General features: G+C 47.1%; 25 protein-coding genes and 1 pseudogene. 3 read left to right on the forward strand and 23 right to left on the reverse strand.

Features of this window, described 5'->3' with window-relative positions:
* Window positions 1-44 precede the first annotated feature (44 nt).
* The 3 genes and pseudogenes from FS373_RS15485 to FS373_RS15495 all read left to right on the forward strand — a co-directional run.
* Window positions 45-1,322 (forward strand): hypothetical protein, encoded by a 1,278-nt coding sequence (locus tag FS373_RS15485; RefSeq protein WP_152829804.1) that lies wholly within the window; start codon window positions 45-47, stop codon window positions 1,320-1,322.
* 417 nt (window positions 1,323-1,739) lie between these two features.
* Complete coding sequence (locus FS373_RS15490) at window positions 1,740-3,368, forward strand: hypothetical protein (protein WP_152829805.1); 1,629 nt, start codon at window positions 1,740-1,742, stop codon at window positions 3,366-3,368.
* A 52-nt stretch (window positions 3,369-3,420) separates the two neighbouring features.
* A pseudogene (locus tag FS373_RS15495) lies at window positions 3,421-3,829 on the forward strand (Tn3 family transposase); the annotation flags it as partial.
* Between the two features lie 267 nt (window positions 3,830-4,096).
* Here FS373_RS15495 and FS373_RS15500 read toward each other — a convergent pair.
* The 23 genes from FS373_RS15500 to FS373_RS15610 all read right to left on the reverse strand — a co-directional run bounded on the left by FS373_RS15500 (window position 4,097) and on the right by FS373_RS15610 (window position 26,125).
* On the reverse strand, window positions 4,097-5,017 hold the full coding sequence (locus FS373_RS15500; RefSeq protein WP_144046586.1) for a manganese-dependent inorganic pyrophosphatase: 921 nt from the start codon (window positions 5,015-5,017) through the stop codon (window positions 4,097-4,099).
* A gap of 196 nt (window positions 5,018-5,213) precedes the next feature.
* The gene (locus tag FS373_RS15505) at window positions 5,214-6,020 is read right to left on the reverse strand and encodes a substrate-binding periplasmic protein (protein ID WP_227992820.1); all 807 of its coding nucleotides are present in this window, start codon (window positions 6,018-6,020) and stop codon (window positions 5,214-5,216) included.
* Between the two features lie 116 nt (window positions 6,021-6,136).
* The gene (locus FS373_RS15510; RefSeq protein ID WP_152829806.1) at window positions 6,137-7,186 is read right to left on the reverse strand and encodes an EscU/YscU/HrcU family type III secretion system export apparatus switch protein; all 1,050 of its coding nucleotides are present in this window, start codon (window positions 7,184-7,186) and stop codon (window positions 6,137-6,139) included.
* A 15-nt stretch (window positions 7,187-7,201) separates the two neighbouring features.
* Entirely contained in the window at window positions 7,202-8,002 is an 801-nt protein-coding gene (sctT, locus tag FS373_RS15515; RefSeq protein WP_144046588.1) for a type III secretion system export apparatus subunit SctT, read from the reverse strand.
* A 2-nt stretch (window positions 8,003-8,004) separates the two neighbouring features.
* On the reverse strand, window positions 8,005-8,274 hold the full coding sequence (locus FS373_RS15520) for an EscS/YscS/HrcS family type III secretion system export apparatus protein (protein ID WP_144046589.1): 270 nt from the start codon (window positions 8,272-8,274) through the stop codon (window positions 8,005-8,007).
* On the reverse strand, window positions 8,271-8,921 hold the full coding sequence (gene sctR, locus FS373_RS15525; protein WP_152829807.1) for a type III secretion system export apparatus subunit SctR: 651 nt from the start codon (window positions 8,919-8,921) through the stop codon (window positions 8,271-8,273). Before sctR ends, FS373_RS15520 begins: the two co-directional genes overlap by 4 nt.
* A gap of 86 nt (window positions 8,922-9,007) precedes the next feature.
* A complete protein-coding gene (locus tag FS373_RS15530) occupies window positions 9,008-9,886 on the reverse strand; it encodes a hypothetical protein (RefSeq protein WP_152829808.1) in 879 nt (292 codons plus the stop codon).
* Between the two features lie 49 nt (window positions 9,887-9,935).
* Window positions 9,936-10,373 carry a hypothetical protein gene (locus tag FS373_RS15535; protein WP_144046591.1) on the reverse strand — a complete coding sequence of 146 codons (438 nt, stop codon included), beginning with the start codon at window positions 10,371-10,373 and terminating at the stop codon, window positions 9,936-9,938.
* On the reverse strand, window positions 10,366-10,767 hold the full coding sequence (locus tag FS373_RS15540; protein ID WP_144046592.1) for a hypothetical protein: 402 nt from the start codon (window positions 10,765-10,767) through the stop codon (window positions 10,366-10,368). Before FS373_RS15540 ends, FS373_RS15535 begins: the two co-directional genes overlap by 8 nt.
* Window positions 10,768-10,779: 12 nt before the next feature.
* Window positions 10,780-12,108, reverse strand: coding sequence for an EscN/YscN/HrcN family type III secretion system ATPase (locus FS373_RS15545; protein WP_152829809.1), 1,329 nt, complete (start codon window positions 12,106-12,108; stop codon window positions 10,780-10,782).
* Window positions 12,109-12,472: 364 nt separating this feature from the next.
* On the reverse strand, window positions 12,473-14,530 hold the full coding sequence (locus tag FS373_RS15550) for an EscV/YscV/HrcV family type III secretion system export apparatus protein (RefSeq protein ID WP_152829810.1): 2,058 nt from the start codon (window positions 14,528-14,530) through the stop codon (window positions 12,473-12,475).
* Window positions 14,527-14,889, reverse strand: coding sequence for a type III secretion apparatus (locus tag FS373_RS15555; protein ID WP_144046594.1), 363 nt, complete (start codon window positions 14,887-14,889; stop codon window positions 14,527-14,529). Before FS373_RS15555 ends, FS373_RS15550 begins: the two co-directional genes overlap by 4 nt.
* 99 nt (window positions 14,890-14,988) lie before the next feature.
* Window positions 14,989-18,993: a type III secretion system effector BopA family protein gene (locus FS373_RS15560; RefSeq protein ID WP_152829811.1), complete on the reverse strand. Its 4,005-nt coding sequence runs from the start codon at window positions 18,991-18,993 to the stop codon at window positions 14,989-14,991.
* Between the two features lie 35 nt (window positions 18,994-19,028).
* Window positions 19,029-19,412, reverse strand: coding sequence for a chaperone SicP (gene sicP / locus FS373_RS15565; protein WP_227992822.1), 384 nt, complete (start codon window positions 19,410-19,412; stop codon window positions 19,029-19,031).
* 96 nt (window positions 19,413-19,508) lie between these two features.
* A complete protein-coding gene (locus tag FS373_RS15570) occupies window positions 19,509-20,537 on the reverse strand; it encodes a TyeA family type III secretion system gatekeeper subunit (RefSeq protein ID WP_152829812.1) in 1,029 nt (342 codons plus the stop codon).
* A 58-nt stretch (window positions 20,538-20,595) separates the two neighbouring features.
* Window positions 20,596-21,255 carry a type III secretion protein gene (locus FS373_RS15575; protein WP_152829813.1) on the reverse strand — a complete coding sequence of 220 codons (660 nt, stop codon included), beginning with the start codon at window positions 21,253-21,255 and terminating at the stop codon, window positions 20,596-20,598.
* A complete protein-coding gene (locus FS373_RS15580; RefSeq protein WP_152829814.1) occupies window positions 21,252-21,935 on the reverse strand; it encodes a type III secretion system domain-containing protein in 684 nt (227 codons plus the stop codon). The genes FS373_RS15575 and FS373_RS15580 overlap by 4 nt, the downstream gene beginning before the upstream one ends.
* Before the next feature lie 30 nt (window positions 21,936-21,965).
* Entirely contained in the window at window positions 21,966-22,688 is a 723-nt protein-coding gene (gene sctJ, locus FS373_RS15585; RefSeq protein ID WP_152829815.1) for a type III secretion system inner membrane ring lipoprotein SctJ, read from the reverse strand.
* A complete protein-coding gene (gene sctI, locus FS373_RS15590) occupies window positions 22,685-23,077 on the reverse strand; it encodes a type III secretion system inner rod subunit SctI (protein WP_152829816.1) in 393 nt (130 codons plus the stop codon). Before sctI ends, sctJ begins: the two co-directional genes overlap by 4 nt.
* Entirely contained in the window at window positions 23,058-23,375 is a 318-nt protein-coding gene (locus FS373_RS15595; protein WP_152829817.1) for an EscG/YscG/SsaH family type III secretion system needle protein co-chaperone, read from the reverse strand. The genes sctI and FS373_RS15595 overlap by 20 nt, the downstream gene beginning before the upstream one ends.
* 25 nt (window positions 23,376-23,400) lie before the next feature.
* Entirely contained in the window at window positions 23,401-23,616 is a 216-nt protein-coding gene (gene sctF, locus FS373_RS15600; protein ID WP_144046603.1) for a type III secretion system needle filament subunit SctF, read from the reverse strand.
* A 10-nt stretch (window positions 23,617-23,626) separates the two neighbouring features.
* Window positions 23,627-24,325 (reverse strand): helix-turn-helix transcriptional regulator, encoded by a 699-nt coding sequence (locus tag FS373_RS15605; RefSeq protein ID WP_152829818.1) that lies wholly within the window; start codon window positions 24,323-24,325, stop codon window positions 23,627-23,629.
* A gap of 441 nt (window positions 24,326-24,766) precedes the next feature.
* A complete protein-coding gene (locus tag FS373_RS15610) occupies window positions 24,767-26,125 on the reverse strand; it encodes a hypothetical protein (protein ID WP_144046605.1) in 1,359 nt (452 codons plus the stop codon).
* Window positions 26,126-26,128 lie beyond the last annotated feature (3 nt).

Below are 26,128 nucleotides of genomic sequence, written 5' to 3' on the forward strand. Positions count from 1 at the left end.
CATATTTAACTTTCGTTAATTTATTGTTAATAAAGGAATAATCAATGCCAAGAGATAAGGGTTCGGATACCAGTTTCCAGTCAGTGCCACAGCCGATCGGGTTAGTGACTAAAGATGGCGAGCGAAAGACCGTTAAAGCGCTTGAACCAGCGTCCACTTCCCGAATGAGTGATGCAGAGTTTGAACAAGGCCAAAAGGAGATGGAACGCAAGGCATTCGTTAATCGCAAACGTGCTGAAGTGGCCGTTCCTGACAAGCCAGAATATTACCGTAATCAAAATGTCATTGATTCGCAGGCCACACAGGCGGCATCCAGTGAGGCTGTACGCGCTAAGGACGTATCTAAGCCTAAGCCACCGGGTAAGCAGGCCAAAATGCACATCCCAGTCTCAAAGGGAGGTCGGCAATTGAGCATAAATTACGTTTGGTTGGGCAGTAATCCTTTGGGGGCCCTGGAAAAATTCAACATTTACTCCTGGAGAACTCTGGGCCACAAGGTCAATATCTACACTCATCCCTTCGCTGGTGCCTCTGAGCATACCGAAGTCACTTTGGGGTTAGAAATGGGCGATGCAAGGGTCATCTCTCTGAGTAATATCCTTGCCGCCGACGATACGGAAGTAGGCGCGGACAATCCCAAGGTGCACCTCGGTGATGCGCGCTCGATACTACAGCGTTGGCTTGAAGCAATACCTAAAGAGGAAAGACCCTTAATAGAACATATATTCAATATGGTTGATCTTACCAAGTCATACCTGGGTGGCACGCAACGTGGGATTGTATTGGACATGAAGGTCGGTCCGAGTATTCACCTTCAAGACTATGCAGCAAGTTTCGACAGCAAGCTAGTCAGCTACACACGAGGTGGGAATACATCTGGAGAGCTCCCGGAAAACCAATGCATCGGGACGATGCAGGAAACTGAAGATCTACGGAAATGCTATGCACAACGCTTCAATAATAAAGTGAGAGGACTCGCCGAGGAGAGCCCAGAGGAAGCCTGGTTCAATCAGATCACCGGTTATCATGGTCGATCCTATAAACAAATAAAGACATGGCTAGATGTAGCCACTAAAATACCGTCCGGAAAGGCAGCGACGACCAATGAATTCAGTGTAAGTGAACCCGGAATCCCGGGTCATGGCCCGTTTCGTGTCTTTAAAAGGGCCAGCGACCAAACCAATAAAAATGCTGGAAAAACCAAACCTGCGGAGGTGAAGAGCTTGGCCAATGATGTCTTGGCAAAGGAACTCTCGGGCTGCGGAGGCGACCAGGCATTTTTTGGCAAAGCGCAAGTTGCGGCAAACCTACTGCCCTCTTAAGAATGCGTTGACAATGATGAGCTGGATCCTGGGCATCTCGAGCCTCGCTCCCGGGATGGCAGCTTAAGAGAATTATCTGACTAAAAGAATGCTTTATCACCACGCTCCTCTGTAACGCTCTAGTACCACTAGGTTAAAAATTGCGCCCAATTGCCGCAGCTTAAATAAGTTACACATTGGTCACAACTCCTTTCTTTTTTACGACTAGGTTCAAGCATCTGCCTTAATTTCAGGCCATTTATTGCCCAACTGGGCAAGATCTTGCTCGAGTCTGGGCCATTTTTTGCCCAGCTCAAGTTTTCGTTTTTTGTGTCAGTCATGAAATCAAAAGCTTACCTAATTGGCATGTTGTTTGCGCTATTTGCGAGCGGACACATTTAACTTTCGTTAATTTATTGTTAATAAAGGGAATAATCAATGCCAAGAGATAAGGGGTGGGATACCAGTTTCCAGTCAGTGCCACAGCCGATCGGGTTAGTGACTAAAGATGGTGAGCGAAAGGTCATTAAAGCGCCTGGTTCGGCGTCCACCTCCCGAATGAGTGATGCTGAATATGAACAAGGTAAAAAGGAGATGCAACACGAGGCATTCGTTAATCGTAAACGTGGTGAAGTGACCGTTCCCGAGGACCCTGAATATTACCGTAGTCAAAATGTAATGGATTCTCAGGCTGCACAAAGTGCTGATAAACCCAAGGTGGTTAATAAAAAGTGGAGTGAGTTTCAACGAGACTGGCAAAACTATGTAGAGGGAAAAAACGTCGATGTTCGTGTTATACCTCCAGAGGCGAGTGTACGCTTCAGTTATCGCTATGTCACAAGTAACAACACCGGAGGCCTGAAGTATGATCCTGCTATTGTTGATAAGCTTTTAGCAAATGAATATAACAGCGATAAGTTAGAAGATGTGTACTATGGCCGTCAGGTACATGATTCGAATACGAGCACAATAGCGGATCGAACTAGAAGTAAGCAACCTGAAGCTCTTACAAAATGCATCATGAAAATATCCCCAAATAAGCAAGCCGGAACACCATTAATAGTAGCATCAGTCGGTATGCCGAAAGAGTTTAAAAACGATAGAGGCCTAGAGAAACTGTATTGGTATAACCAAAGTGATTCGAGACCTGTTTATCTCTTTGTACATAAGTCTGAAGTTAATTTATATGAGGTAACAATGGGAGAGATATTACGTAAGAAAGGCATTGGTTTAGTCAGCTGGGAATACCCGTCAGGACAGGTTGGTTTCGGCGCTACGCGTAAGGCAGCGGTTGACTATAGCGCAGATAAGGGCTTCAACAAAGTGATAATGATGGATCACAATGTTGCAGATTCTCAATATGATCTAATATCTATGGCAGAGGATGCTACGTCAGAGATCGGTGATGGAAGCGCCCTCTATATTGGACTTGGTGCATCAAGTTCTACTTTGTCAGCTAGACCTGTCAAGGCTCACCTAACTAAAAAAATCATAGGCCGTCCAATAGAACAATTGACCATGTTAAATGATAAAGTGCAGTTTGACCCTGCATTTATTGCATCCTCGGAAGATATGGACCTCACAAAGGACATGCTGTTTTTTAATAGCCTCAATCAGGAAGAGCTCATCTCTTCTAGTTACCTAAAGTTACAGGATAAAAATACTGGGGCATATCCCAAAATTCTCAAGGTCCCGCTGAGTGCAACATCACGTGATTATATCCAATTAGTGGATGACCTTCTGAAAAAATTATCAGAGGAAGAAAAGGATATCGTTATTCAGGTTAAAAGTGGCGTGAATGCTAGCGAGAAAAATTATGTGGGCGAGGAAGTTAGCCAGAAAGAGCATTTCGTGACCATTGGAACTCTTGCCGACTTCATTTCGGATAGACTAGGAAAAGATAAATCGAGAATTCAATCTATCATCGTTGAGAAAATGTTGCTTCAATATAAGCACGCAAACACCCGTTCTGCCTATAAATTAACCACGCCTGAACCCATGGATACAGTGTCGGTTTTCAACGATATGGAAACCGATAGGCTTATAAAAAAAATGAAGAGAAAATAGTACTAATCCTGAAAAAGTTTATCAGGAGTGGGATGATATGATGAGAGTAGCTGGACGAATAAACAAAACCATTTACTTACTGAACTACATTGATGATGAAGAAGACTACCGGCGAAGGATTTTAACCCAACTTAATCGTGGATAAGGACGACACTCTGTAGCTCGTGTAATTTGCCATGGACAACGAGGAGAGATCCGTAAACGGTATCGAGAAGGACAGGAAGATCAACTTGGTGCACTAGGTTTGGTTACCAATGCTGTAGTTTTATGGAATACCATTTACATGCAACTGGCGTTGGAGCATTTGGAGGTAACCATTGAAATAAAAGAAGAAGATGAAGCGAGGTTATCACCATTAGGGTACGGACATATAAATGTACTAGGTCACTATTTTTACGCTGGCAAAACAAGCAACGAAAGGCCATCTTAGACCAATTAATCAACTAAACGACGATGATTAAAATTCCTTAGCATACGTTTCCGTACCACTGGACTTCAAACCCCTTAAACGTGTCATTCCGTAAAGTTAGCAACGAACTTGTACGGGATCCATGTATCTTAAACAGAGCTGGATCCCGGGCATCTTGTGCCTCAACCCTAGGATAACGGCTTAGAGATGATTACTTAAAACCTGGCATTCTTACAGAAAAATAAAAGGCCGAAACATTGCTGTTTCGGCCTTTTAATTCTGTTTACTTAACGACGGTTAACTGTCTATAAAGATCAGTTTAAGCCAGTGCTTCCTGTAACTGAGGCACAATCTGCTTCTTACGGCTCAATACACCATCGAGCCAGACGCGGCCGTTCTCGGTAGTCTTACCGTAGGCACGTTCAGTCAGAGTCGCATCATCACTGACGATCAACAGCTCAGAGCCTTCTTTCATGATATCGGTCAATAGCAACAACATGCTGTGACGTCCGCCTTCGGCTTTAAGAGCGGCGATATCGGTTTCCAATTCGGCCTTAATGTCGTCAAACACAGACAGGTCGATGACCTCGAGTTGACCGATACCCACCATATGACCATTCATATTGAAATCTTTAAAATCACGCATAACAAGGTCACGTACCGGTGTGCCTTGGACGGCTGATTTCACCTTGAACATCTCCATGCCCAGCTCTTTGAAGTCTTCGATACCGGCGATTTCAGCCAAGGCTTCGACACATCTGATATCGGCCGTGGTACAGGTAGGAGACTTGAAGATGACCGTGTCGCTGAGAATCGCACACATCATGATACCAGCGATGTCTTTTGGAATAGGTACACCATGGAAGTCATACATCATCTTGATGATGGTGTTGCTACAGCCTACGGGGCGGATCCAACACTCGAGCGGGGTCGATGTGGTCAAGTCACCCAACTTATGGTGATCGACAATACCGACAATCGTCGCTTCGGCGATATCATCCGGGGCCTGAGTCAGCTCAGAATGATCGACGATAAATACCTCTTCACCGGCATAGCTCGTCTTGAATTCAGGGGCCTCGAAACCAAACTTTTCTAAGATGAATGCGGTTTCAGGTGATAGGTCACCTAAACGAGCAGCAATGGCTGGCTCATCGATTGCATTTTTCAGGTTAGCGAGTGCAATTGCACCGCAAATTGAATCTGAATCTGGGATCTTATGGCCCACTACATAAACTGACATTGATAACTCTCCTTTAATTACCGTTTATTCTACCAAATTCATCCCGTTTGAAAAACATTAACTGACAAGTAAGTAAGCCTGCGCTGCATTTATACCCAAAATGCAGCGCAGGCTTAAGGTACAAGGTTCAAGAATGTCCACTCTGTCGATGACAATTGCAGTAGTATTGAAAGTATTTGATAGGAACAGATGAGGCCTAACGGAGGAAATCATTGATTATCTTTTGCATCTCACCGCTTCTTCGCATGTCGTAGATGATGATGTCGAACTGCTTCTTGAAATCCTCTTTAAATGCAAACCGACCTTCATCCATATCGGTAAAGCCTAAGAAGCCTTGCTCTATGCTGACTGTTGCTCCCTCCATCAACATCGTATGTTTGCCTCCCTCGTCATATTCGCCGCTCTGCTTAAGTTTTTTGAGCCCCCACAAAATAGAGATGCGATCGTTGAGGTAACAATCTATCCGCTTCAAACCAAGCTGAAGCAGATTCTCTCTATTCCCTTTCGCCTCGCTCACGGTGATTTTCCCATCCTTAACTGCTTGCCAAAATGCTTCCCCACCTAAATGGAACCCCGAATTAATGCCTATCACTAACCCATAATAATCTTCGACCCAGTTCAACCTCAGCGCCCTGAAAAAGAGGTCCTCCCGGCATATGACCATGACTCTCTCATCCAATATAGGTAGCGAATAAGGCCAGATATAGGGTCTCTTCTCCACATGAAAGTATGGCGGATAGATGGCGAAACCTTTACCGCTTTCTATCAAGCGTAACCCACGCTTCCATGGCACGCCGACCAGAGTCACCTTGTAACCTTTCATCCGGGACACGGCAAGCTTGATGATGTTGGCATAAATCCCCTTCAACTCTCCATCCTCCACATAGGAGTAAGGTGGGTAGTTGGCATCGGCATAGAGGGTGACCTCAATATCTTCAGCAGATGCATGTAGCGGAATAAAAAAATACAAAGTCAATGCCACCAGCATGTGAATAAATTTCATGGCACCGCCTCCTTCAGTTGTTGGAGCTCAATGATAAAGCGCATCGACATCAATAAATGTAGTTTACATCAGCCATTTTTTCTCCCCTCCCCCATAAAGCGACTGAGCAACATTACTTAGTCACAATCATCATAGGGTATAGCCATCACTACCCGTAGCAGTTCCGCGACGGGTTCAAACAGGCTCTCTGGAATAGGCTCTCCCGCTTCAACTTGACCATAGATGGCCCGGGCCAGAGGGATGTTCTCGACAATAGGCACACCAGCTTTTTCCGCCAATGCCACGATATGCAACGCCATATGGCCTTTGGCTTTTTCCAGCACAGTTGGCAAAGGCGTTTCACCAGATTGATAATAGAGACAGATAGCCAGGTGAGTCGGGTTACGTACCACCACAGTGGCCTTCTGCACATTAGCTGCTAAACTGCCCGATGCCACTTCCCTTTGGGTTTCACGTCGTTTCTGTTTAACCTCAGGATTACCCTCTGAGTCCTTATATTCTTGTTTTGTGTCCTCTTTCGACATTTTCAGCTCTTTCATCAAGCTATAACGTTGAAAGGCATAATCAGCGATACCAAAAATAACATAACAGCCTAAGAAGCAGCCCCAGAGCCAAGTGATTAACGTCGAAATTACGCCAAGGCCACACGCCTCTCCACACAAGGGAAGATATTGAAAGGAGTTGACATAACGATGCAGCAGGTAATAGAACACCAGACTGAGCACTATTACCTTAACCAGATTTTTACCAAGCTCAAACACACTTTTCCATGAGATCAGCTGCTTAGCATTATTGATCACATTTAACTTATTCATGCTGGGCTTCAAGGCTTCCGATGCCCATACTGGCCCGGTTTGAACCACATTGCCTAGGATGATGGTAAACAGCAGCACTAAGGTCAGCCCACCTAAAAAGCGCAAGGCTATCATGACGAACGTGCCGACAATCTGCTCCGCAGCAGTCTCCAATGGCAAGTTAATGCTATTGATAGTGGTATTAATTAAGTAGATAAATGACTGCATTAAACCCTGGCCTTCAAACAGGAAGTAACCCAAAATAATGGCCATCTGCAGGCCTGTGACAACTTCAGCACTCTTGATCACCTGACCACGATTTCTCGCTTCCCGCAGACGCTTCTCTGTGGGCTTTTCCGTTTTTTCACTCATATATCACCCATTAAACTAGTGACCAGACAAGAGGCCAAACAGTATGCCTGTCTGTTGCTCGACGCCGGTAATACGTTCAAGATAATGAGCCAATGCAAATTGCAAACTATAGATGAGCAGTAATAGCACTAAGGCACTCTTGATCGGCATAGAGAGGAAGAAGACGTTGAGTTGCTGGGCCGAGCGGTTCACTAACCCCAAAGCCACATCGACCAAGATCATGATCACCATGGCGGGCATTGCAAAGCTCAGGCATAACTGGCACATCAGTTGCCATTCATGACCAATAAAAACCAGTAAGGGCTGAGTTAAACTCAGATCGAATCCTGGTGGGAGTTGATTATAGGACTGATACATGGCGCTCAAGAGATGGTTAAAACCACCGGAGACAAGAAACAGCACAGTTAATACTTGGGTAAACAACATACCATAGATTGAAGATTGCAGACCCATCAAGGGATTGAGTACCGTCGACATTGAGGCGCCGCGCATGGTATCGATCACAAACCCCGCCATATCTATGGCCCAAAAAGGGATCGCAGCGCAAAAACCTAACAAGAAGCCCACAACCACCTCCTTGCCATATAAGCTAAACAAACTCCAGGTATCAGCCTGTAAGATCACCTGTTGCATATCATCCATTGCCGGCACAGTGGGCAGCGCAAACAACAAGATCAAACTATTACGGATAAGCGCACTGCCCATTGCCCCACCTTTAAAAAGAGGCAGCAATAACATCATTCCTAATGGACGCATCATACACAGGGCCAATACCGGCAGTTGCGCAGTGATTTCAATGGGCAGTGGATTCAACATAATCAGCCCCCCATATGACTTATTTGATCGAAGGTCATGTTGGCATAGTTAAGTAAAGAGCCGCCCATCCAGTGGTAACTCACTACCAAGGTAATGCAGACCGCGACCAGCTTGATCAAAAACTGTAAAGTTTGATCCTGGATCTGAGTCAGTGCCTGAACCAGACTCACGATGACCCCGACCACAGAGGCGACAATCACCACAGGCAGTGATAACAAGAGCACCATCCATAATAGCTCGGAGGTGAAATGTATTATGATAGTTTCACTCATGAGAAGGACACCATAAGTTGGCCAATCAGCTTTTCCCAACCCCCCATCAAGATAAATATCAACAATTTAAAAGGTAGCGCTATGGTCATGGGTGATACCATCATCATGCCCATAGCCAGTAAGATATTGGACACAATGAGATCAATCGCCACGAACGGCAGGTAGATCAGCAGACCAATCTTAAACGCCTCGATAAGTTGACTCATGGTGAATGCCGGAACCATCACGAAAAGTGAATCTTTCGACAATTCATCCTGGTATTTGTCAGGCCAGGTCTTATGGCCGATATTAGCGAAAAACTCCAATTGAGTTTTACTGGTGTTCCTCTGTAAGAAGTCACGATAGGGTGCGATGGCTTGAGTATTTATCTGTTCGAGAACATTGGGCGAATCAAACACAATGGGAGTCGCCTTTAAATTATCGTTGATCTGCATCCCCACCGGCGCCATGGTGAACAGGGTTAAGATGAGAGCCAGACCGTATATTGCCATATTTGGTGGGATCTGCTGAATACCCAGGGCATTTCGTAACATGGAAAATACGATGGCTAATTTAAGAAATGAGCTGCCCATCACCGCAAACAAAGGCAAGAGTGACAGGCAAAATAACATGATGATCAATTGAATAGGGTTATCGAGTAAGGCCATGGAAACCTCCTTTATGACTAGAGTTCCATCATGGCGCGATTCGGCACACTTCGATATCAGGTGAAGACCTGAAACCTAATAAGTAACTAAGCTAGAATCTCAACTTGAGCCAAGAGATCATCTCCGCTTCGCAGTAAACTGGCTGTTCCCAACAAGATATTCTCCTCCTCGTCTTGATAGCAGAGTCTCACTTCAGCGTTAAGGCTCACCTCAGCCTGTAACTTATCCCCCATCATCATGGCACCTAGATGTGAAATAGGCAGAGTCACTCTGGCTATTTCGGCAATCACAGGCGTATGAAGGAGATCCATATCCACCATAATTTCATCTATCATCAGGCTGAACTTGCCTCCTTGCTCTCCCTGAGCTAACGTCACTCTTGCTAACGGACCATTGCACCAGAGCAAGGCCTCACCACGTTCGAGACGAATATCCCCATCTAACCAAACACCTCCCCCCACCGCTGGCAGTTGGGGGCTAGACGATGTTTGTAACGCAAATCCCGCGACTAAACTTAAGCTCAAGTTCGCAGACGACCCAGCAAATGGAGACCAGTCGGTCACTATGCTCTGCCACTGATCCTGAGGCCAATTGATCAGTACGCAGGTGATATCTCCCACCTCGGCATGAGTCAAGGTGAGTACCGGATAGATTTCAGGTAAAAGTCCACACGCACTCGGCATCGGCTCCACAGCATCCAGCAACCACGACGCCTCCCCTTCCAACATGGCGGCACTCACGCAGGGCAAGAGCTCACTCGACAAATTAACAGGATCCGGAATATCCGTCATGGCAAGGACAAGCTTTTTCCAGTCCTGTTTAGGACACCAAAGCCCCGTATTCAGGGGACCGCCTTGCCGCTGCCAAAACATCCCGTCTCCTCCAACCCGCTTGAGTTCGATTCGACAAGCCGCTTGCTCTAGCCCTCGACCCAGTATTTGTCCGGCTTTAATCAAAGTGTTCATTAATATCACCCCCACTCACTCATTAATTTATCTATCTAGTCATCTAGCTTCACTTCTTGACTGGCATCAGTTCTAAACCGATCTCAAATCGCCTCCCCTTAAGGGCCAGAGAGAGCTTAGGTAACACAGCGGTCAACACCCGAGACTGACGTTGATTCTTGGGGTATATCTGTAATCGGATCCCCAAGCTGTGATAACTGGCTTGAATAACCAGTCCCATCATAGGCCCGTTAAGCAGTCTATAACTCAGCATCTCTCCTTGGCGCACGACTTCGGCGCTACCATGACGATAGATGCCGCCATTGTGGCTCAACAGAGACTTAGTCAGCTCTGAAATCGACCCAGAGGCATTTTTCTCTTTGCCTTTACTGCCCCCAGTCAAGCAGGATTCGAAACGACGACGAATATCCGGATCGGACTCGTGACGCGCTTCGACACTGGTTACGCTCATCCTTCGCACTCTATTGATGTCTATTTGATTATTCATCGAACACCGCCTTTAGCTTTTCCTGATCTTTGCTTAACTGTTGAATGTCTTTGATCAAGGTTTCCATGGTTAAGGCCAACTCATCGGCCTCGTGCTTAAGCGTAACGAGCCCCTCAGCCAGTGCTCGTTCTTGCTGATAGCCTTTTGCCAACATGAGTTTAAACTGCACTAACTCACCAGGGCTCAGGGCTTGTAGCGGCAGGACTTGCTGCTCTAGTTTAACCACTAACTCATGCCGCTCGGCTTGCATCTGTAAGGATTTATGGACCTGCTGCTTGCTGACTTGCCGACATTGTGCCAATTGCCGCCGCAGCTTATCTTGCTTAACCTGCCGGATCACCAGTAGGCGCTTCAGCATCTCAATGTCACTAGTGACTAGACTCGATGCCATCATTTTTCCCCTTACTCAAGATTCTAACAGGGCTGAGAGTCCCATTTGAGTCTGCTCATAGGGGCTAAATTCGTTCACGGATTGACGTAAAAACCGAGTGATGTCTCTATGGCGTTTCACCGCCTCATCGGTTTCTTCATCTTGGCCCTCAACATACTCACCAACTCTGATCAATAATTGAACTTCGTCATACAATGACAAGAGTTGCCTCACTCTGGCGGCATGCTCTGTTTGCTCTTGTGTCACTATCTGATCCATGACACGGCTGACGCTTGCATTGATATCTATGGCGGGATAATGTCCTGCTCCTGCCAATTTACGCGATAGCACGATATGGCCATCGAGCAAGGAGCGCACTTCATCGGCAATGGGTTCATTCATATTGTCTCCCTCCACCAATACGGTGTATATTCCGGTAATGCTGCCTTTTGCCGCAGGTCCTGCCCGCTCAACTAACGCCGACAGATTGACAAAAACACTCGGTGGAAAGCCATTCGACACCGCGGCTTCCCCAGCCGCTAAACTGATCTCTCGAGCACTGCGGGCAAAACGTGTCAATGAATCCACCATTAAGAGCACATTCTTACCTTGATCACGAAAGTATTCGGCTATGGTTGTCGCCGTTAATGTCGCCTTCATCCGCTCCAGTGGTGGCCTGTCGGAGGTGGCAACCACCATCACAGTTCGCGCCCTCGCTTCCGGGGATAAGTTATATTCAATAAACTCCCGCACTTCACGTCCTCGCTCTCCCACAAGCGCTAACACAATCACATCGGCTTGGCAGTGGGACGCTATCATGCCGAGCAAGGTGCTCTTACCACCACCCGCTGCGGCAAAAATGCCGATCCTCTGACCGACACCACAAGTGAGAATACTATCGATAGCCCGGATCCCCAGGGGCATGACGTCATGGATCAAATTGCGGCTCAGAGGATCCGGGGCGCTGGCATAGTTAGGCCGAATCTCAGTTAAACTCAATGGATACCCATCCATCACAGCGCCGAAGCCATCCACCACTCGTCCCAGCAAGCTCTGGCCCAGAAACACTTGATGACCGTGACCGAGTGGCTCGACTAACGCTCCCGTTTGCAACCAGCTAGTGACATCGAAAGGTGAAAGCACCACCTCATCGCCTTTTACCGCCACCACTTCGGCTTTGAGCTCATCGCCGATAAGACACAACTCTCCCTGGTGAGCACCGGGCAGAGTGGCACGTACAACCGTGGCCCCCACCTCCTGTACCTTGCCGAAATAACGCACCGGGGCAACGGGCCTCGACTCCACGTGCGAGAACAAGCTGGTTTCTAAAAACGAACTCATGGCTTGGATATCGGGTAGATTCATCGTGTATTCCTCCTAGCTGGCCATGGCCTCGTGTAATACTTCACCCACCGAGGCTATATGTGCTTAATGTCCAAAAATGAACTCATATCTTGTCTTTATGCTAACTGGCTATATCCACGTCTAGCGCTTCACCCACCGAGGCTATATGTGCTTAATGTCTAAAAATGAACTCATACTTTGTCTTTATGCTAACTGGCTATATCCACGTCTAGCGCTTCACCCACCGAGGCTATATGTTCTTAATGTCTAAAAATGAACTCATACTTTGTCTTTATGCTAACTGGCTATATCCACGTCTAGCGCTTCACCCACCGAGGCTATATGTGCTTAATGTCCAAAAATGAACTCATATCTTGTCTTTATGCTAACTAGCCATAGCCTCGTCTAACGCTTCACCCACCAGATCGACATGGGCTAGCACCTTAATCTCGGCGTCATCACCCAGCTCCTGAAATGACAACACGGGAGTGGTAAACAATTCACGCTCTATAATTTTTCGCAGGTAGCGGCGTACATCAAGCGAAGTGAGTAACACGCAAGCTTGCTGAGGAGGCAGCTGGGCCTTTAAGGTAGTTAGAATCAAATTACTTTGCTCCATATCCAATGCCGAATATGATCCCGCTGTGGATTGGCGTATCGACTCACGGATCAAATTTTCGATCCCTTCTCCCACCATCAACACCGAGATCCAGCCCTGCGGTGTGGCAAACTTACGACGAATATGGCGACGCAATGCGATACGCACATATTCTGTCAGCATGATGATGTCTTTCTCTTTCGACACCCATTCCACTAAGGTTTCGAAGATGGTACGCAGATCGCGAATGGAGATCCCCTCCTCCACCAGACGCTGAAGGATCTCAGCCACCTTGCCCACCGACAGCATGCGTTGTAGCTCTTTAACCAACTCGCCATATCTGCCTTCCATGGCATCCATCAGATAACGGGTCTCCTGTACCCCAATAAACTCACCTGCATATCTGCCGATCACCTTACCGACTATGTAAGCTGGGATCTGTTCGGCGCCATAGACAGATAAGCCTTGATCGCGGGCCTGCTCGAGTACATTGCCTTTAATCCAATGAAGTTCTTCACCACTAAAAGGGAGAGTCTCGGATCTACTGGGCAAGGTCACTATGGGCTCGACCAAGAGAGATTCTTCCAAGTCGAGCTGTAGCTGCAATACCGGCTCCTGATACAGGAGTACGTCACACTGCGCTGAGTGACCCTTCTTCGCGATTTGCAGCTGTATCTCAGGAAGAGGCACCCCCAGCTGTTCGAACAGCTGCCAACGCAGACGTTGCAATGCATCTTTCACTCCTTGACTGGGTACATCCGCCCCCAGATAGAGCATTAAGGGCACGGCTCCCGGCGCCATATTGTCATCCCCCCCCTCATTGACACTGGCACTATCAGAGAAATGCGCATGTTCAGCCTGCTCACCTTCTTGCTTTTGCTTGCGAACTAACCACCAGGAGGCAGCTAAGGTGACCGCGCCTAACAGGCCAAACACCAGCATTGGAAAACCGGGAATAAACGCAAAGATAAACATCACCACCCCGGCCATCTGCAAAGATGAAGGCTGGCGTCCCACCTGCGCGACCAATTCGTTAGCCAAATTTTGACGTTGTTCACCCGGCACTCGAGTGACAATAAGCCCTGCAGTAATAGAGATAAGCAGCGAAGGTATTTGCGCAATCAGGCCATCACCTACCGATAACACCGCATAGGTATTCACGGCTTCCGAGGCCGACATATTATGCTGCATCACCCCCACGGCTATCCCCCCTAAGATATTAGTGAGGATGACTATGATGCTGGCAATGGCATCTCCCTTAACAAACTTCATCGCCCCGTCCATGGCACCATAGAGCTGACTCTCTTTTTGCACCTGTGCACGTTGACGTTTAGCTTCTTTAGCGTCGATAATCCCGGCGCGCATGTCGCCATCTATGCTCATCTGTTTACCCGGCATGGCATCGAGAGAGAAACGGGCACTCACTTCGGCGACCCGTTCTGAGCCTTTGGTGATCACGATAAATTGCACTATGGTGATGATGGCAAATATGATTATCCCTACCGCTAGGTTCCCCCCAACCACAAAATTACCGAAGGTGTAAACGATATCTCCTGCGTCATGTTGCAATAAGATCAACCTACTGGTGCTGATGGTCAGTGCCAAACGATACAAGGTCGTGATTAACAATAATGAAGGGAAAACAGAGAACTCTAAGGGATCACGGATATAGATGGCGATCATCAATAACACGATCGATAAGCATAAATTAAAGGCGATGAGTACATCGATTAAGGCGGTGGGAAGTGGCAAGATCATCATAAATACAGCCACCATCAACATGGCACTGAGAATGATATCGTGTCTGCCTGCGGCTTTACTTAACCAGCGACCGATGAGGTTCATAATTGACCTCCTGTGATGACTTTACTCAGGAATTTTTGCTGCATCTGACAAAGGTGATACCAATCATGTGCCTGACTAAACGATGGACACAGACAGCTGATCATCAAACGACTTTTAACCATAAACACCCTTTGGGGTAATCCCATAAAGGCCTCAGGATGCCAACGTGAGAGCCAAGGTTGCAGCTGTGTCACCTTAGCTTCCAACAGCCAAGAGGTCATTAATAAGCGATCATCCACGGATTCCAGCAAGATGCCATAGGGAGTCCAATGACATTCGATACGATCTTCGAGATGAACCGGCCAACGATTCAGCAGCCTGAAAAATTGCTCAAGATTACGCGTAACTTGTAGATCCATACCAGACTCCCTCGATTAACTCTCAGGATCATCATCGCCCAGTAAAGCCAAAAATGGGATCAGGTAAACACCTGAATCCCCTTCTTCAATTGCACCATATTAAGACCCTAAGGCATTATCGACCTCAGCCATACACAACAACAACTCCTCCTTAGATACGCCCAAGCCTTGCAAGTGTGTTTGCGCTGCTTCAATCACATTTTCACGCTGGTGAGTGTGTATATTGTCCAAATCAGCCCCTTTTATCCGGGCATGATTTGTCATCAGATGAGAGAACATTTCGGCTTGCTCCGCAGGTTCAAGCGCGACAAGCTGGTCGGTTATGCGCTCACGCAAGAGGGCTTGTTGCTCTGATGACTCTAGAGACAGCAAGTCGCCTAGTGTCTTGCTGCTGCCGGCATCGTCCGTTAGAGCATTTCTCCCCAGACGTGCCAAGGCCAGCTCTATCCTCTGACTCGTCATATCTCTCTCCACTTGGCGCGCCGTATCTCCCATCCCGAGGAAGTTGCTGTCCAATAGGCTTGAGCGAAAACCTCTGGCTAAGAGCCCTCCTAGGGCAGCACCGCAAGTCCCCAGGCCCACAGCGGCCACTATGCCCAGCCCACCAGTACCTAGGGTCAACAGCGTCGCCGCTACGGCCGCCGCAGATAGGCCCACAGTTGCCACAAGGGTAGTGACCACAGCGAAGACTTTCGCCCCCGGGGTCGCATGTTTCCACCAATTGAGTCCATCGGAGATGAAGCGTTTCATGGCCCCCAGTTTACCCACTTCAAAACTATCACGGGCTAATGTGCCAACCTCCAGCAAAGCCTGACGCTGAACCATATAACCGGCCACAGCTTTACCCCGCGCAGCGAGCCCACCATCGGCCTGCATCCCTTTTATCAGCGCGTTAACCATGACTTCGGTGCTGCGATAACCACTCATCTGCTTGGCTAATTGCCCCTCAGACCAGGTCTGTAGTAAGCCTCCCACTAAGCCGACAACCGGCGCCGCGATGCCCGCACCCGGGAGCATCATGCTAAATACACGGGTTAATACGGGTCCGCCTATACCGGCATTTGCCGCACCTTTGGCTCCTCCAGCAACATAAGGTGCCATTTGAGCCATATGTAATAGGGCTATCATCTCAGGAGTCATGGAGAAATTAGCCTTATCAGGCAGCTCCTCACGCGTTCCATTTAAAATATCATGGACCTGACTTTTAACTGTTCCCGTTTGCCATACCGTTTTCACTGTATTGACTAGCTCCTGGCCGAAAGTGCCGGGATTAGCCGTGATAATGTGATAAGCATGGGTCAGGTTTCCCGCCAATTCCCTGGCTTCAATGGGATGTGACATAGACCAGTTATGCAAATCGCCAAAGGCCGATGCCATTCCCTTAGGCGAAGCCAAAGATGCCACGGCCGACATAGGATTAAGCGAGTGACTAGACCCTTTTACCGTTTTGGCTAATGCAAGATAGGCTTCCCCCATATTACTCATGTTATTCTTCGCCAATTGGCGTTCGAGGATCAGCGCTTCCATGCTGGGGCGATATTGGCCCGACCAAGAGCCTACAAATTTTTGCACAATCCAGCTCTGCCAAGCCTCGGCACTGGTCGAGACCCCCTGATCCGGATAGCCGCCCTGCTTTTGTGCTTGCAAAGCACTCTGCTTAAGCTGGAGTAAGCAGGCCTCATACTTCTCATCACATGTGGACAATTTGCTCTGCACCTGAGTTAACTGAGCAGACTCATTGAGATAGGCTCGTAATTCAGGGGAGCTCAATTGTGGATCGGTTAATTCTGTCTTCCAATCAGATCCGTATAGATCCTTAAGATAGCTCTCACGAGTGGAAACTCGTTCAGTCAGTATCTGTTTCTGCTCGGTTAACTCACGAACCTGTGCATTATTCGATTGCAGATCTGGTAGGAAAGCTAAATACTCCTGTAAATTTATCCTGGCCCTCTCAGCTTTCATCTCTTGAACATAAACCGTGAGATCTTGGCTCATGGCTAATAGCCGTTTGTTTTGATTGCCAGCAATGACTAAGGTATCTTCCACCTTTTGCTGTGCCTCTATCGCTGTGAATAGAGCGCCATTTGCATCCCGCTCCAGCTTAACAGTGGCTAACTGCACTACTAACTGCTCACTCACCTGACCCTCTGGTAGTGATGAGATCAAACTCACTAAGGCTGTTTGATAAGCCTCACACATAGGTTGACGTTCAGCGAAAAAACTCAGATAGGCAGCCTTGTTTTGGGTTATTTCTGACGCCAATCTTAGACGAGCAATATCTTGGTCTAAATCGATATTTTGTTGATTATTCGGGCTGTGACTCACCGAGCTCATGCCTCTATGCCACGCTAGCTTGTGCTGGGCCTGTAACACATCTATAGCAAGCTGAGATGCATGGGGGAGATTGGCACTCTGGATAATTTCGGCTGTTATGCCTTCGGCCAGATTCAGATCGTCTATCAGCACTGGCTCATCAAAAACCAGAGCATTACCTTTAGCTAACACCTCCAGGCCCCCCAAATACAACAGGGAAGCATAGGTGTTGTCCTCGGCCTCGGCGATTTGAGGATCCATCAGTTGAACTTCACGCAGCAAGCGGGTGAACTGAACGGCACTTTGATTCATATCTCGGGATTTTTGTTCCAGTTGAAGCTCTTGTGCCAGACTCCCCATCTTAGCGTCATCTAGGCTCTTCGCTTCGACTAACACCTTACTAACAAATTGTTGCGCCGACTCTAGATCGCTTAGCTCTTGATGAGCTTGTTCAGAAGTCGTCAGAGAAGCGGATAAGGTTGCCGATTGTGTCTGGATCAGTAATACGCATTGCACTAACGTTTTTACATCGGGCAAGCTTTCACTTTGCTTTGCCCCCCCTTGGGACAGAAACAGAGTCAGGTGATTGCCCATGGCAGCAGAGAGCTCCAGTACCTGGGAGTCGCTTTCTCCCCCAACTTTGGCTGAATCAGCCATGAAAGGAGCGAACATCTGATAACAACTAAGCTGTTGAGATGAGGATAATTTAGCCTGTAACTTCATGGGTAACTGAGCATTAAACTTAGCGATATCTTGACGCAGCGCCGCCGTGTCCGATAAGGCTGTTGAAAATGCTTTAGTCGCTGCCAACAGTCCGTCACAAACCTGCTTCTGTTTGTCAATTGAGTCCAATAATGGGGCCACCAGCTCCCGATACTCCTGGGGCATATTTAACCCCGACTGCTTTAAAACTACTAAGGTTTGATTCAATGTACTCAAGTCAGTTTCGAGTCTTTTTTGACGCACAGACAGCTCTACTGGATCAGCGAGAATATCTTTAGCTAAGCTGAGTTCATCGACTCTCGCAGACAGGTTAATCCGGCTCACAAGGCGATTAAAATCCTTCACCTCTTGCTGTAGCGTCTTTATCGGCTCAGCTTCCGAGTACACCCAAGAAGCTAACCAAGTTTGCCCCTTGGGCAGCTTAAGTGGCTCTACAAGTTCTTTGGTTTGTAAAAATTTAAAGGACTGATTCACTTTGGATACAGCTAATACTGGCTCACTAAATTCATGTTTATAGGCCGAAACATTAGGCTTGGGAATGTCTGAGTTTGTATCCAGTTCAATGACTGAAGGCCGACTCACTTCTCCCAGATGAGAGAGTGTGCGAGCGCCAGAGTTAACTTGCCGACGAACCAACGCATCTGTGCCATCGAGCGCCCTTAATTCACCCGACTCCTCACTCAGATTAGCTTGGCGAGCATTGATCAGAGAGTGTAGCCCATCCGCCTCTGTGGTGGCCCGTTCAATGGTCCTGGCATTCAGTGGACTATGACCGGATAAGTCTAAGTTGTCCGATACATTCATCGCCACTTCATTGCCATAACGGCTCGCCAACGCATGGAGAAAAACACCCAACAATTGCCGGTTGTCGATAGATAGCCCACTTACATATTCTTTCACCGCCCGGGTATCTTTTAGTAAAGGAACATGATTAAGCATGCTAAGCAGCTTCTCCTTAAACCCCTCTCTGGCGGATATAATCGTCGGCGCACCACCTAAGTTATCGGCAAGTGCCAGACGGCCATTTAATTTGGCCGCCTCGTTAAACGCATTCATTTCAATTGCCATACTCTATTCCCCCTACACAATGTTAACCGAAGAGCTCACTCACTGAGTCTTGCCTGCACACTTTCATAGCTATCAACCAGGCGTTCTATAAACTCAGTCACCGAATCTGACGTTGCTGGCATGGGCAAACTCATGAGATACAACAAGGATCCTGAATCTGTGTCATAGCTGATGCGCCCCATTCCCTGCTCCGCTAAAACCAAGTTGAGCTGCAGACACAAACGCCAATATTGCGCCGTCTCGTGGTTGGAAACTTGGGCTAACATGCAGTAAAAGGTCCACAGTTCATCCTGGTAATGAATTGAAATCATTAATTTGTTATCTAACATCAACAAGCATTGCTCGTTGGTGTCAAAGGTTAGAGGCAGGCCTAAGGACTGACCGACTTGGTTCAATAACAGTTCATCTTGATTCATCATTATCTCCCACTCTGTTCATGGTAAACTTGTATGAATTTTGCTCCCTCTAGGCTTCAATGAATATCAGGTATACACCTTAACTGAGCTTTTTTTGCTCTATTCCTGATCGCACCACTTATCCAACAGGCCCATCATGGCTTCTTCGACATGCTCTTTCTGTTCCGGATCCCTAAAGCAATCCAACGGCACTATGGTCAATAATTCGCGCCATCTACGTAAAAATCCTAATCGTCTGGCGGGTAATAGAGGTAAGTGGTGGATCCGCTCTTCGAGCCATTGAGGATAAACCCAGGCTTGCTCGATAAGCTGTAAGCTGATGTTCAGCACCTCATCACCATCGAGCTGGGTCGCTCGCCCCAACAGATTGCAATGTTCCTCTAAGGTAAGAAAAATGAGTAAACGGCGCAGATCATCGACCACAGCAACCAGTTTGACCATGTTTCTAGCCGCTGTCTGGTCATTGAGAGGCTCCGACAAGGCGCGCAATAACACACGGATCTTTCGACGACGATCGGGCAGATGTCTCAACATATCAAACCACTTAGCCAGGCCTGCATTGCCTCTTGCAGCTTGCTGATACATCTGTGTCAGGGCATTCAGACCAGCATGATCTAGGGGTAGGCCCTCCATGGCTGCAAATAACGCAATTTCGGCCCCCTCTTGAGCCAGCAGCTCTTTCAGGGCTTGCTTAAGTTTTTTGAGTGCCGCCTCGCCGAGTTTCCCCGACATGACTAAGGCCATCATGAGTAACATCACACTGCCGCTATCCATTCCGGATTGCTTCAGCTGCGATAAAATCCGTTCACCATCTCCCAGACTGGCAAATTGCTCCACTAATTTGTTCACTGTGGTGGATTGCTCATCACCGAGTTGCTGCATCAAGTTAGCTAATGCGGCAAATCTTAGATCTTCCGGCTCTTTTCCCTGATTAATTTTTTTCAGGTGGCTGCTCAGACCCAGACTCAAGCCTTCCATTGTCTCCTCTAGCGCTTCGGCGCGAACTTCGGCTAACTCTGCCGCCGCCATCGCCATAACATTCGTCGCCGGGCTCACCTGAGCACGGATCCCATGGGACTCCTGTGGTTGATGGAAATCCACAGAGCTGGCACCATCGACTCTAACCATATCTCACTCCTAACATTCATCAGAACCTGTTTTTATCGACTCAATCCTCTGTATTTACTCACGTCCCGACACTCTTTATTCGGGACTCGGCTACAAATGTCTCCAGTAGGAGATCAAGGTGTTCAGCCAGATCGACTCTGGCAGTAAGGGAAGTGGAGCTTAATTCGGCTTGCCCTGACAATAAGTCAGGAGATACCTCCACATTCATGCGTCCCTCAAAGGCCTGCGCCATGGCCTCATAGTCATCAGCTGCCACCAGCAGGGAAACCGCTTCCAGTCCCACCCGTTCACTGACCTGATCTGAGAGTCGTTTGATCAAGAAGGGAGATGCCTCTTGCTCTAAAGTCCAGGCTTTAAGCACTGATTTAATCTGTCCCGCTATACTCGCTTTTAGTTTATCCATCACGGCTTGAGTCAATTGTGCCTCATCAAAATGCCAATCAATGGCTTCAGCTATGGCCTGCTCTTTGGCCTCTTTTTGCCACTGAGCTCGTAACATCTCAGCCTGTTCACTGGCTTGTTCTAGTATCTCTTTTGCACGTTCTTGTGCGTCATCTCTTTGTTTTCTGGCCTTTTTTATTATTTGAGCTATTCTGCGTCGTGCATCTTGTTCCAGAGTCGTGACCGAGGCGGCACGAACAAGCTCAGCGTCACTGACCCAGTTGGAACCCTTCCTCGAAAGCCCGCAGGTTTGTACTTTTATTAAAAATGGATTCATAATAATCGCTCCAATCTGGATAACCATCTGGGTATGTCGACCTCTCCAGTTGGCTGATAGACCTGTAAGTCTGAAAGCTCTACACGAGCAGAAGGCAACATCAATGCCAAAGCTAACCAGAGGGGATCCTCTTGCCATTGCTTCGCAATAAGAGTCACCCCGACTGCTTGAGCTCGTTCCAGTAACTTATCCGGGGAGATAGCAGACGACTGCAGCCTCATTTCCCGAGTTGGCCTTTGAGGCCAGATGGTCCAAGCCTGTTGAATTTGAGCGGGTGTTAACACATAAGCGAGCACATCACGATAAATCCGTAACGACAAATACTCGGGAGCATTAAGATAAAACAGACCTAAAACAGTCACTATGGCCTCGATTTTAAATCTCATTCCAAGCACAGCTTGCTGCTGAACATCCAAATGAGTGGGCAACACCCTATCAGCCAATCCATAACGCCTTACGACTAAGGTCTCTATGCGCCTAGCCAGCTCTGTATTGGCTTGATATTTTTCCTGCCAGCCCTTCAAAGACAATGTCTGCCACCAACTCGGGTGCATGCTCGATACCGGCTGCCAAACGAGTCGATTAAATGCCTTAAGCTCTTGGCTCATCATTCCGCCGTTCACCCTATCTGTGATCGATGTTTCCGGCGGCACATTCATTGTCGATACCTGATGACTCATAGTGCTTACTCCTCATTGTGCCAGCCTCTGTTATTTCCGCCTCATCCACCACATGCCGCCCAGGCTCATAAGAAAAATCCCTGACAAACTGATCACTATGGGTAACTTATACTGCTCTAGCTGGGTCGAAAACTGGCTTAAACCTGCGTGTTTCGCTGGCTGAACAATAGGCTGATAACGATAACTCGATGCCTGAAGATAGACACTAATATGTTCGAAACTTAAACCCGGAACCGAATTTTGGATCAGACTCTTAATCTGATTTTCCGAATTAGATAAGTTAGCCTGAGGCGAATATTTAATGTAAACCGACGCCGACTTTTCCTGAGGTGCTTGCCTGTTAGTATCCGGCGTAGGTTCGGCTATAGACACTCGGGCACTGATCACCCCATCCATACTCGACAGCGTTCGCTCGAGTTGCTGCTCCTTGAGGTAACCCATTTTGGCCTCCTCTTGAGCCGGTGAAGTTACTAACTGGCCCGAAGGAAACAGATCCTCAATATTGGAATAGTGTGGCTTAGGAAAACCGTTCTGCCGAAGCAACTCCACCGCGTTGATAAACTGATCTTTCTCTATCCTCAAGGTGATATTACCGGTTTTTTGATCGGCTTCTGCACCGGCATCTATATGATTTAGCATCAAGAGCGCCACCATCTGATTAGCCTCATCCTGGGGAATATCCCGAAACAGATCAACCCGACACCCACTGAGCATAAGCACTAGCAATAACAGAGACCACTTAAGATATTTCATTGCATATTCACCAATTTATTAATGGATTGGGACAAGGCACCAGCGGTTTTCGCCGCCAGATCTACCTCAACAATGGCTTTGCCCATCAACATCTGACTGGCAAGCATGGCCTCCGGTGAGGGGTTAATGCCCTGAGCTGCGCCCATGTCTGTAGCGCCAGTTAAGGGCTGAGATTTCCCTGTCTGGTGCATCATATTCGCCGCCTTCATCAAAGGGTCACTCGTGCCCACTTGAGTCACTAGATTAGCCGCCTGGCTGATGGCCGGCGTACCAAGCTGCATCAACTGAGAAAATTTATCGACTAAGCCTGCATCGGTTTCTACCGCATCAGGCTTACTGGCTTGCTCTGCAGCTGCCTTAGCGAGCTGACTAACACTTTGAATGTCCATCTTGGCCTCCGGTTAACATTTGGCAGATCAGTTCACTGCGTCCATCGATAGGTCCCGCACCCGAGAATAAGAATCGCAAGCCTTGCGCCGCTTCGCTGTGACATGATTTAAGCTCACGCAGTGCCTTAGCTTGCTCCTTGAGGGCAAAATAGATCACGCTAGTACAGATCCGCCTGTCCTCTTCGTCTTGAATTAATTGTGGAAAGATGGCCAACAAGGCATAGGCTTGTTTATTCAGACCATGGTTAGATGCGGCAATAGCGGCCTCTACGAGTAACTGCTTATCTTCACTTTTCATGATGCTCTCCCGGGTATAAATTGAGCTAAATTTTGGAAATTATGCCCTGGATCATGTCCTTGACAGCCTTGATCATCGCACTCTCATAGGACACAAAATTGGAATACTGCTGCATAGCAAATTGTGCCTTTATCATCTTGTCCGGATCGCTAAGATCTCCTGCAGACATCTTGGCCTGTACCTCTTGAGCCGAACGTGTTGATAGCTGAGATAGCTGATTGACGATAGCGCTTAAGTCCATAACAACCTCCTTAAGCCAATGTAGAACGCATTATCTTGGGGCTACACAGATAACGCTTCTTGAATGACTCGGTAAAATGAGAATGACTACTGAAACCACTGTCCACGGCGATATCGATGACTTTTTTCCCAGTCTCTAAAAGCTGCTGACGGGCATAATTCAAGCGCCGCTCCAACAACCACTGTTTAGCTGAAACACCGTAATTCTTGTAAAAAAAGAAATTAAGTTTGCGCACCTCAATCTCTAAGTCTTCGGCGAAGCGGGTCACCGACCAGGGCTGCATAAAATTCTTCTCCAGATAACTGAGCATCTTGTTGTTATGAGCCAAGAAGTAACGTAATAGCCCGGAAAAATACTGGTTTTCCATGCCCAGGCAATAGATAAAAATAAACTTCATCAAGAGACTGCGATTACCGTTAAGCTGCTCGATCACATTACTTAACTCAGCAAATACCGGCATAACCTTGATGGGAATGATGTTAAATGGCTTGGTATCATCACAGGGACAGATCAAGTCCACCACCTCGTGATATAAAGCATGTAATTCGCCGGGATAACAAAACAGATTGAGCCTAGTGCCACGATCAGCCTTAGACACTCTGGCTTCGCCTGTGGTCACCACAAGTTGGTCGCTTGCGATGGCTAAGGTATTGCCTTGATAATTAATGTTGCCTGCTTGTCTAAACAAAACAATCTGTATCTCACTCATGTGGATAACCCTTTTACTGCAAACTATGATTCATTGTGAAACATGCCTAAGTCCATTGGCATCAGGTGTTAACCTGAGATCGCCTAGAAGACTAACAACTCAATAATGAAAGCTGGATTAAACACTCAGGTCTCTATGTATTATTAGCTCTGTCGACGGGTCTATTTTCCAACTAGATAATAGGGGAGGATAAATCTTAATGGACAATGTCTGAGTCTTATTCAGATATTATTTGGTCGATATACAACCAAGACAGTTCCTAAGCTCTTTCGCTTTATTTAAGAAGAGTAAACACTGGTTGTCACTTACCTTATATTCAGGCTTATATCATTATCGATGACAAATTTAAACTCGATGGAATGTTGAAGGGAGATAACCTAATTAATAAGCTCCCCCATCAACCTTGTGGATTCCAAAGTCTATTTTCTATGAATAAACTGGCTAGATTTTAGTAAAGCCTTTCATGCCGTCTACCACTATTTTTGTCGCAGCATCTTCATAGGCTATCGCCCCCATATCACCTGACTGAGGATCATTAGGTTTAATACCTTTCCTGGTGTCGGTAAAAAAACTACCTTGCTGAAGACCTTCTTGAGATTTATCTTTATCATATTGTTCCTGCCCCTCTTTTGTGTAAGAAAATGGCGTTGTCAATTTCATACTTGCTTCGAGTGTTTCTAACGCAGAATGTAGGCCATTTCCGATCAAAAATGCATTGGATAATGCAACCCTTGACGCCTGTGCTCTACTCGTCACTGCACTATCGTCTTTGCTCAATACCTTCATGGTTGTAACAATTTCATGAGGTGATCCAGACATATGTCCCATGAACGGCTCTGTGGTATTTTTAACCCTTGAGTTTGAGATCAGTGCTTTCTGAGGGGACATAGGCGCGATATAATTCTTTTCCCCTGGTTCACTTGCATTTTTTATTTTCGTTTTGTTATCGGAAGTTTTACCATAACCATGTATACCAGTTCTTTCATGTTTTGCATCTGTACGTGATCTTTCTTGTTTCTTATTAGGTCCCACATTCTTAGAGTCAGCAAATGCCTTGCTTGTCTCTATATCAGTCTTCATGTTTGGAAACTGCTTTAATGTTTCATTACGTATCGTTTTTTCCTGCTCACTTGTTCTTCCTTCTACCCCTGTTGTAGCACCTGTATCAGCAAACAGTGCGCCTAAGTCACCTGCAAGTGCAATGACTGCGGTCCTATCCATTACTGTGACATTTGGTGATTTACTCCTGACTCTGTTTAACACCTCCATAGCTTGATCTGAAGATTTGCCTTTCAAGCTCCCCTCTTCACCAATAAGCCTGTTGAAAAGAGCGCTCTTATCGTCCACATTCAACGAATTTGCCAAATTGTATAAACCTTCGGCGGTTTTACTTAGCTGGTTTTCAGTTATTGAATCAGGCTCTCTTAAAAGCGCCCTTGCTGCCGATGTTTGCTCCAGTGCAAGATTTTTAGTATTTGAATCAGTTCTAGAACGAGTGGCCGGATCTACATGTGTATTTTCATTTTCGCTACCGCCTGTGTATAAACTGCCTAATGCAGCTCCTATTATGGCCCCACCGCCAGCCACAACAGCAGTAAGCTTCGATGATTCGACATTAAAGGCACTACACAAACCTAAACCAATCACACCACCAGCAAGCATTGCCACTCCAGTTAACAATGAAGACGATTGCAGAAGATCATTTCTCACCGTGTTTATTGCTGGGGAGTGCTTGTCAGCTGTCTGTGTAGCTGCTAGGCCTATTGTACTGCTACTTCCTATATTACCTATACCAAACATGAT

The organism is Shewanella sp. YLB-07, assembly GCF_009377275.1.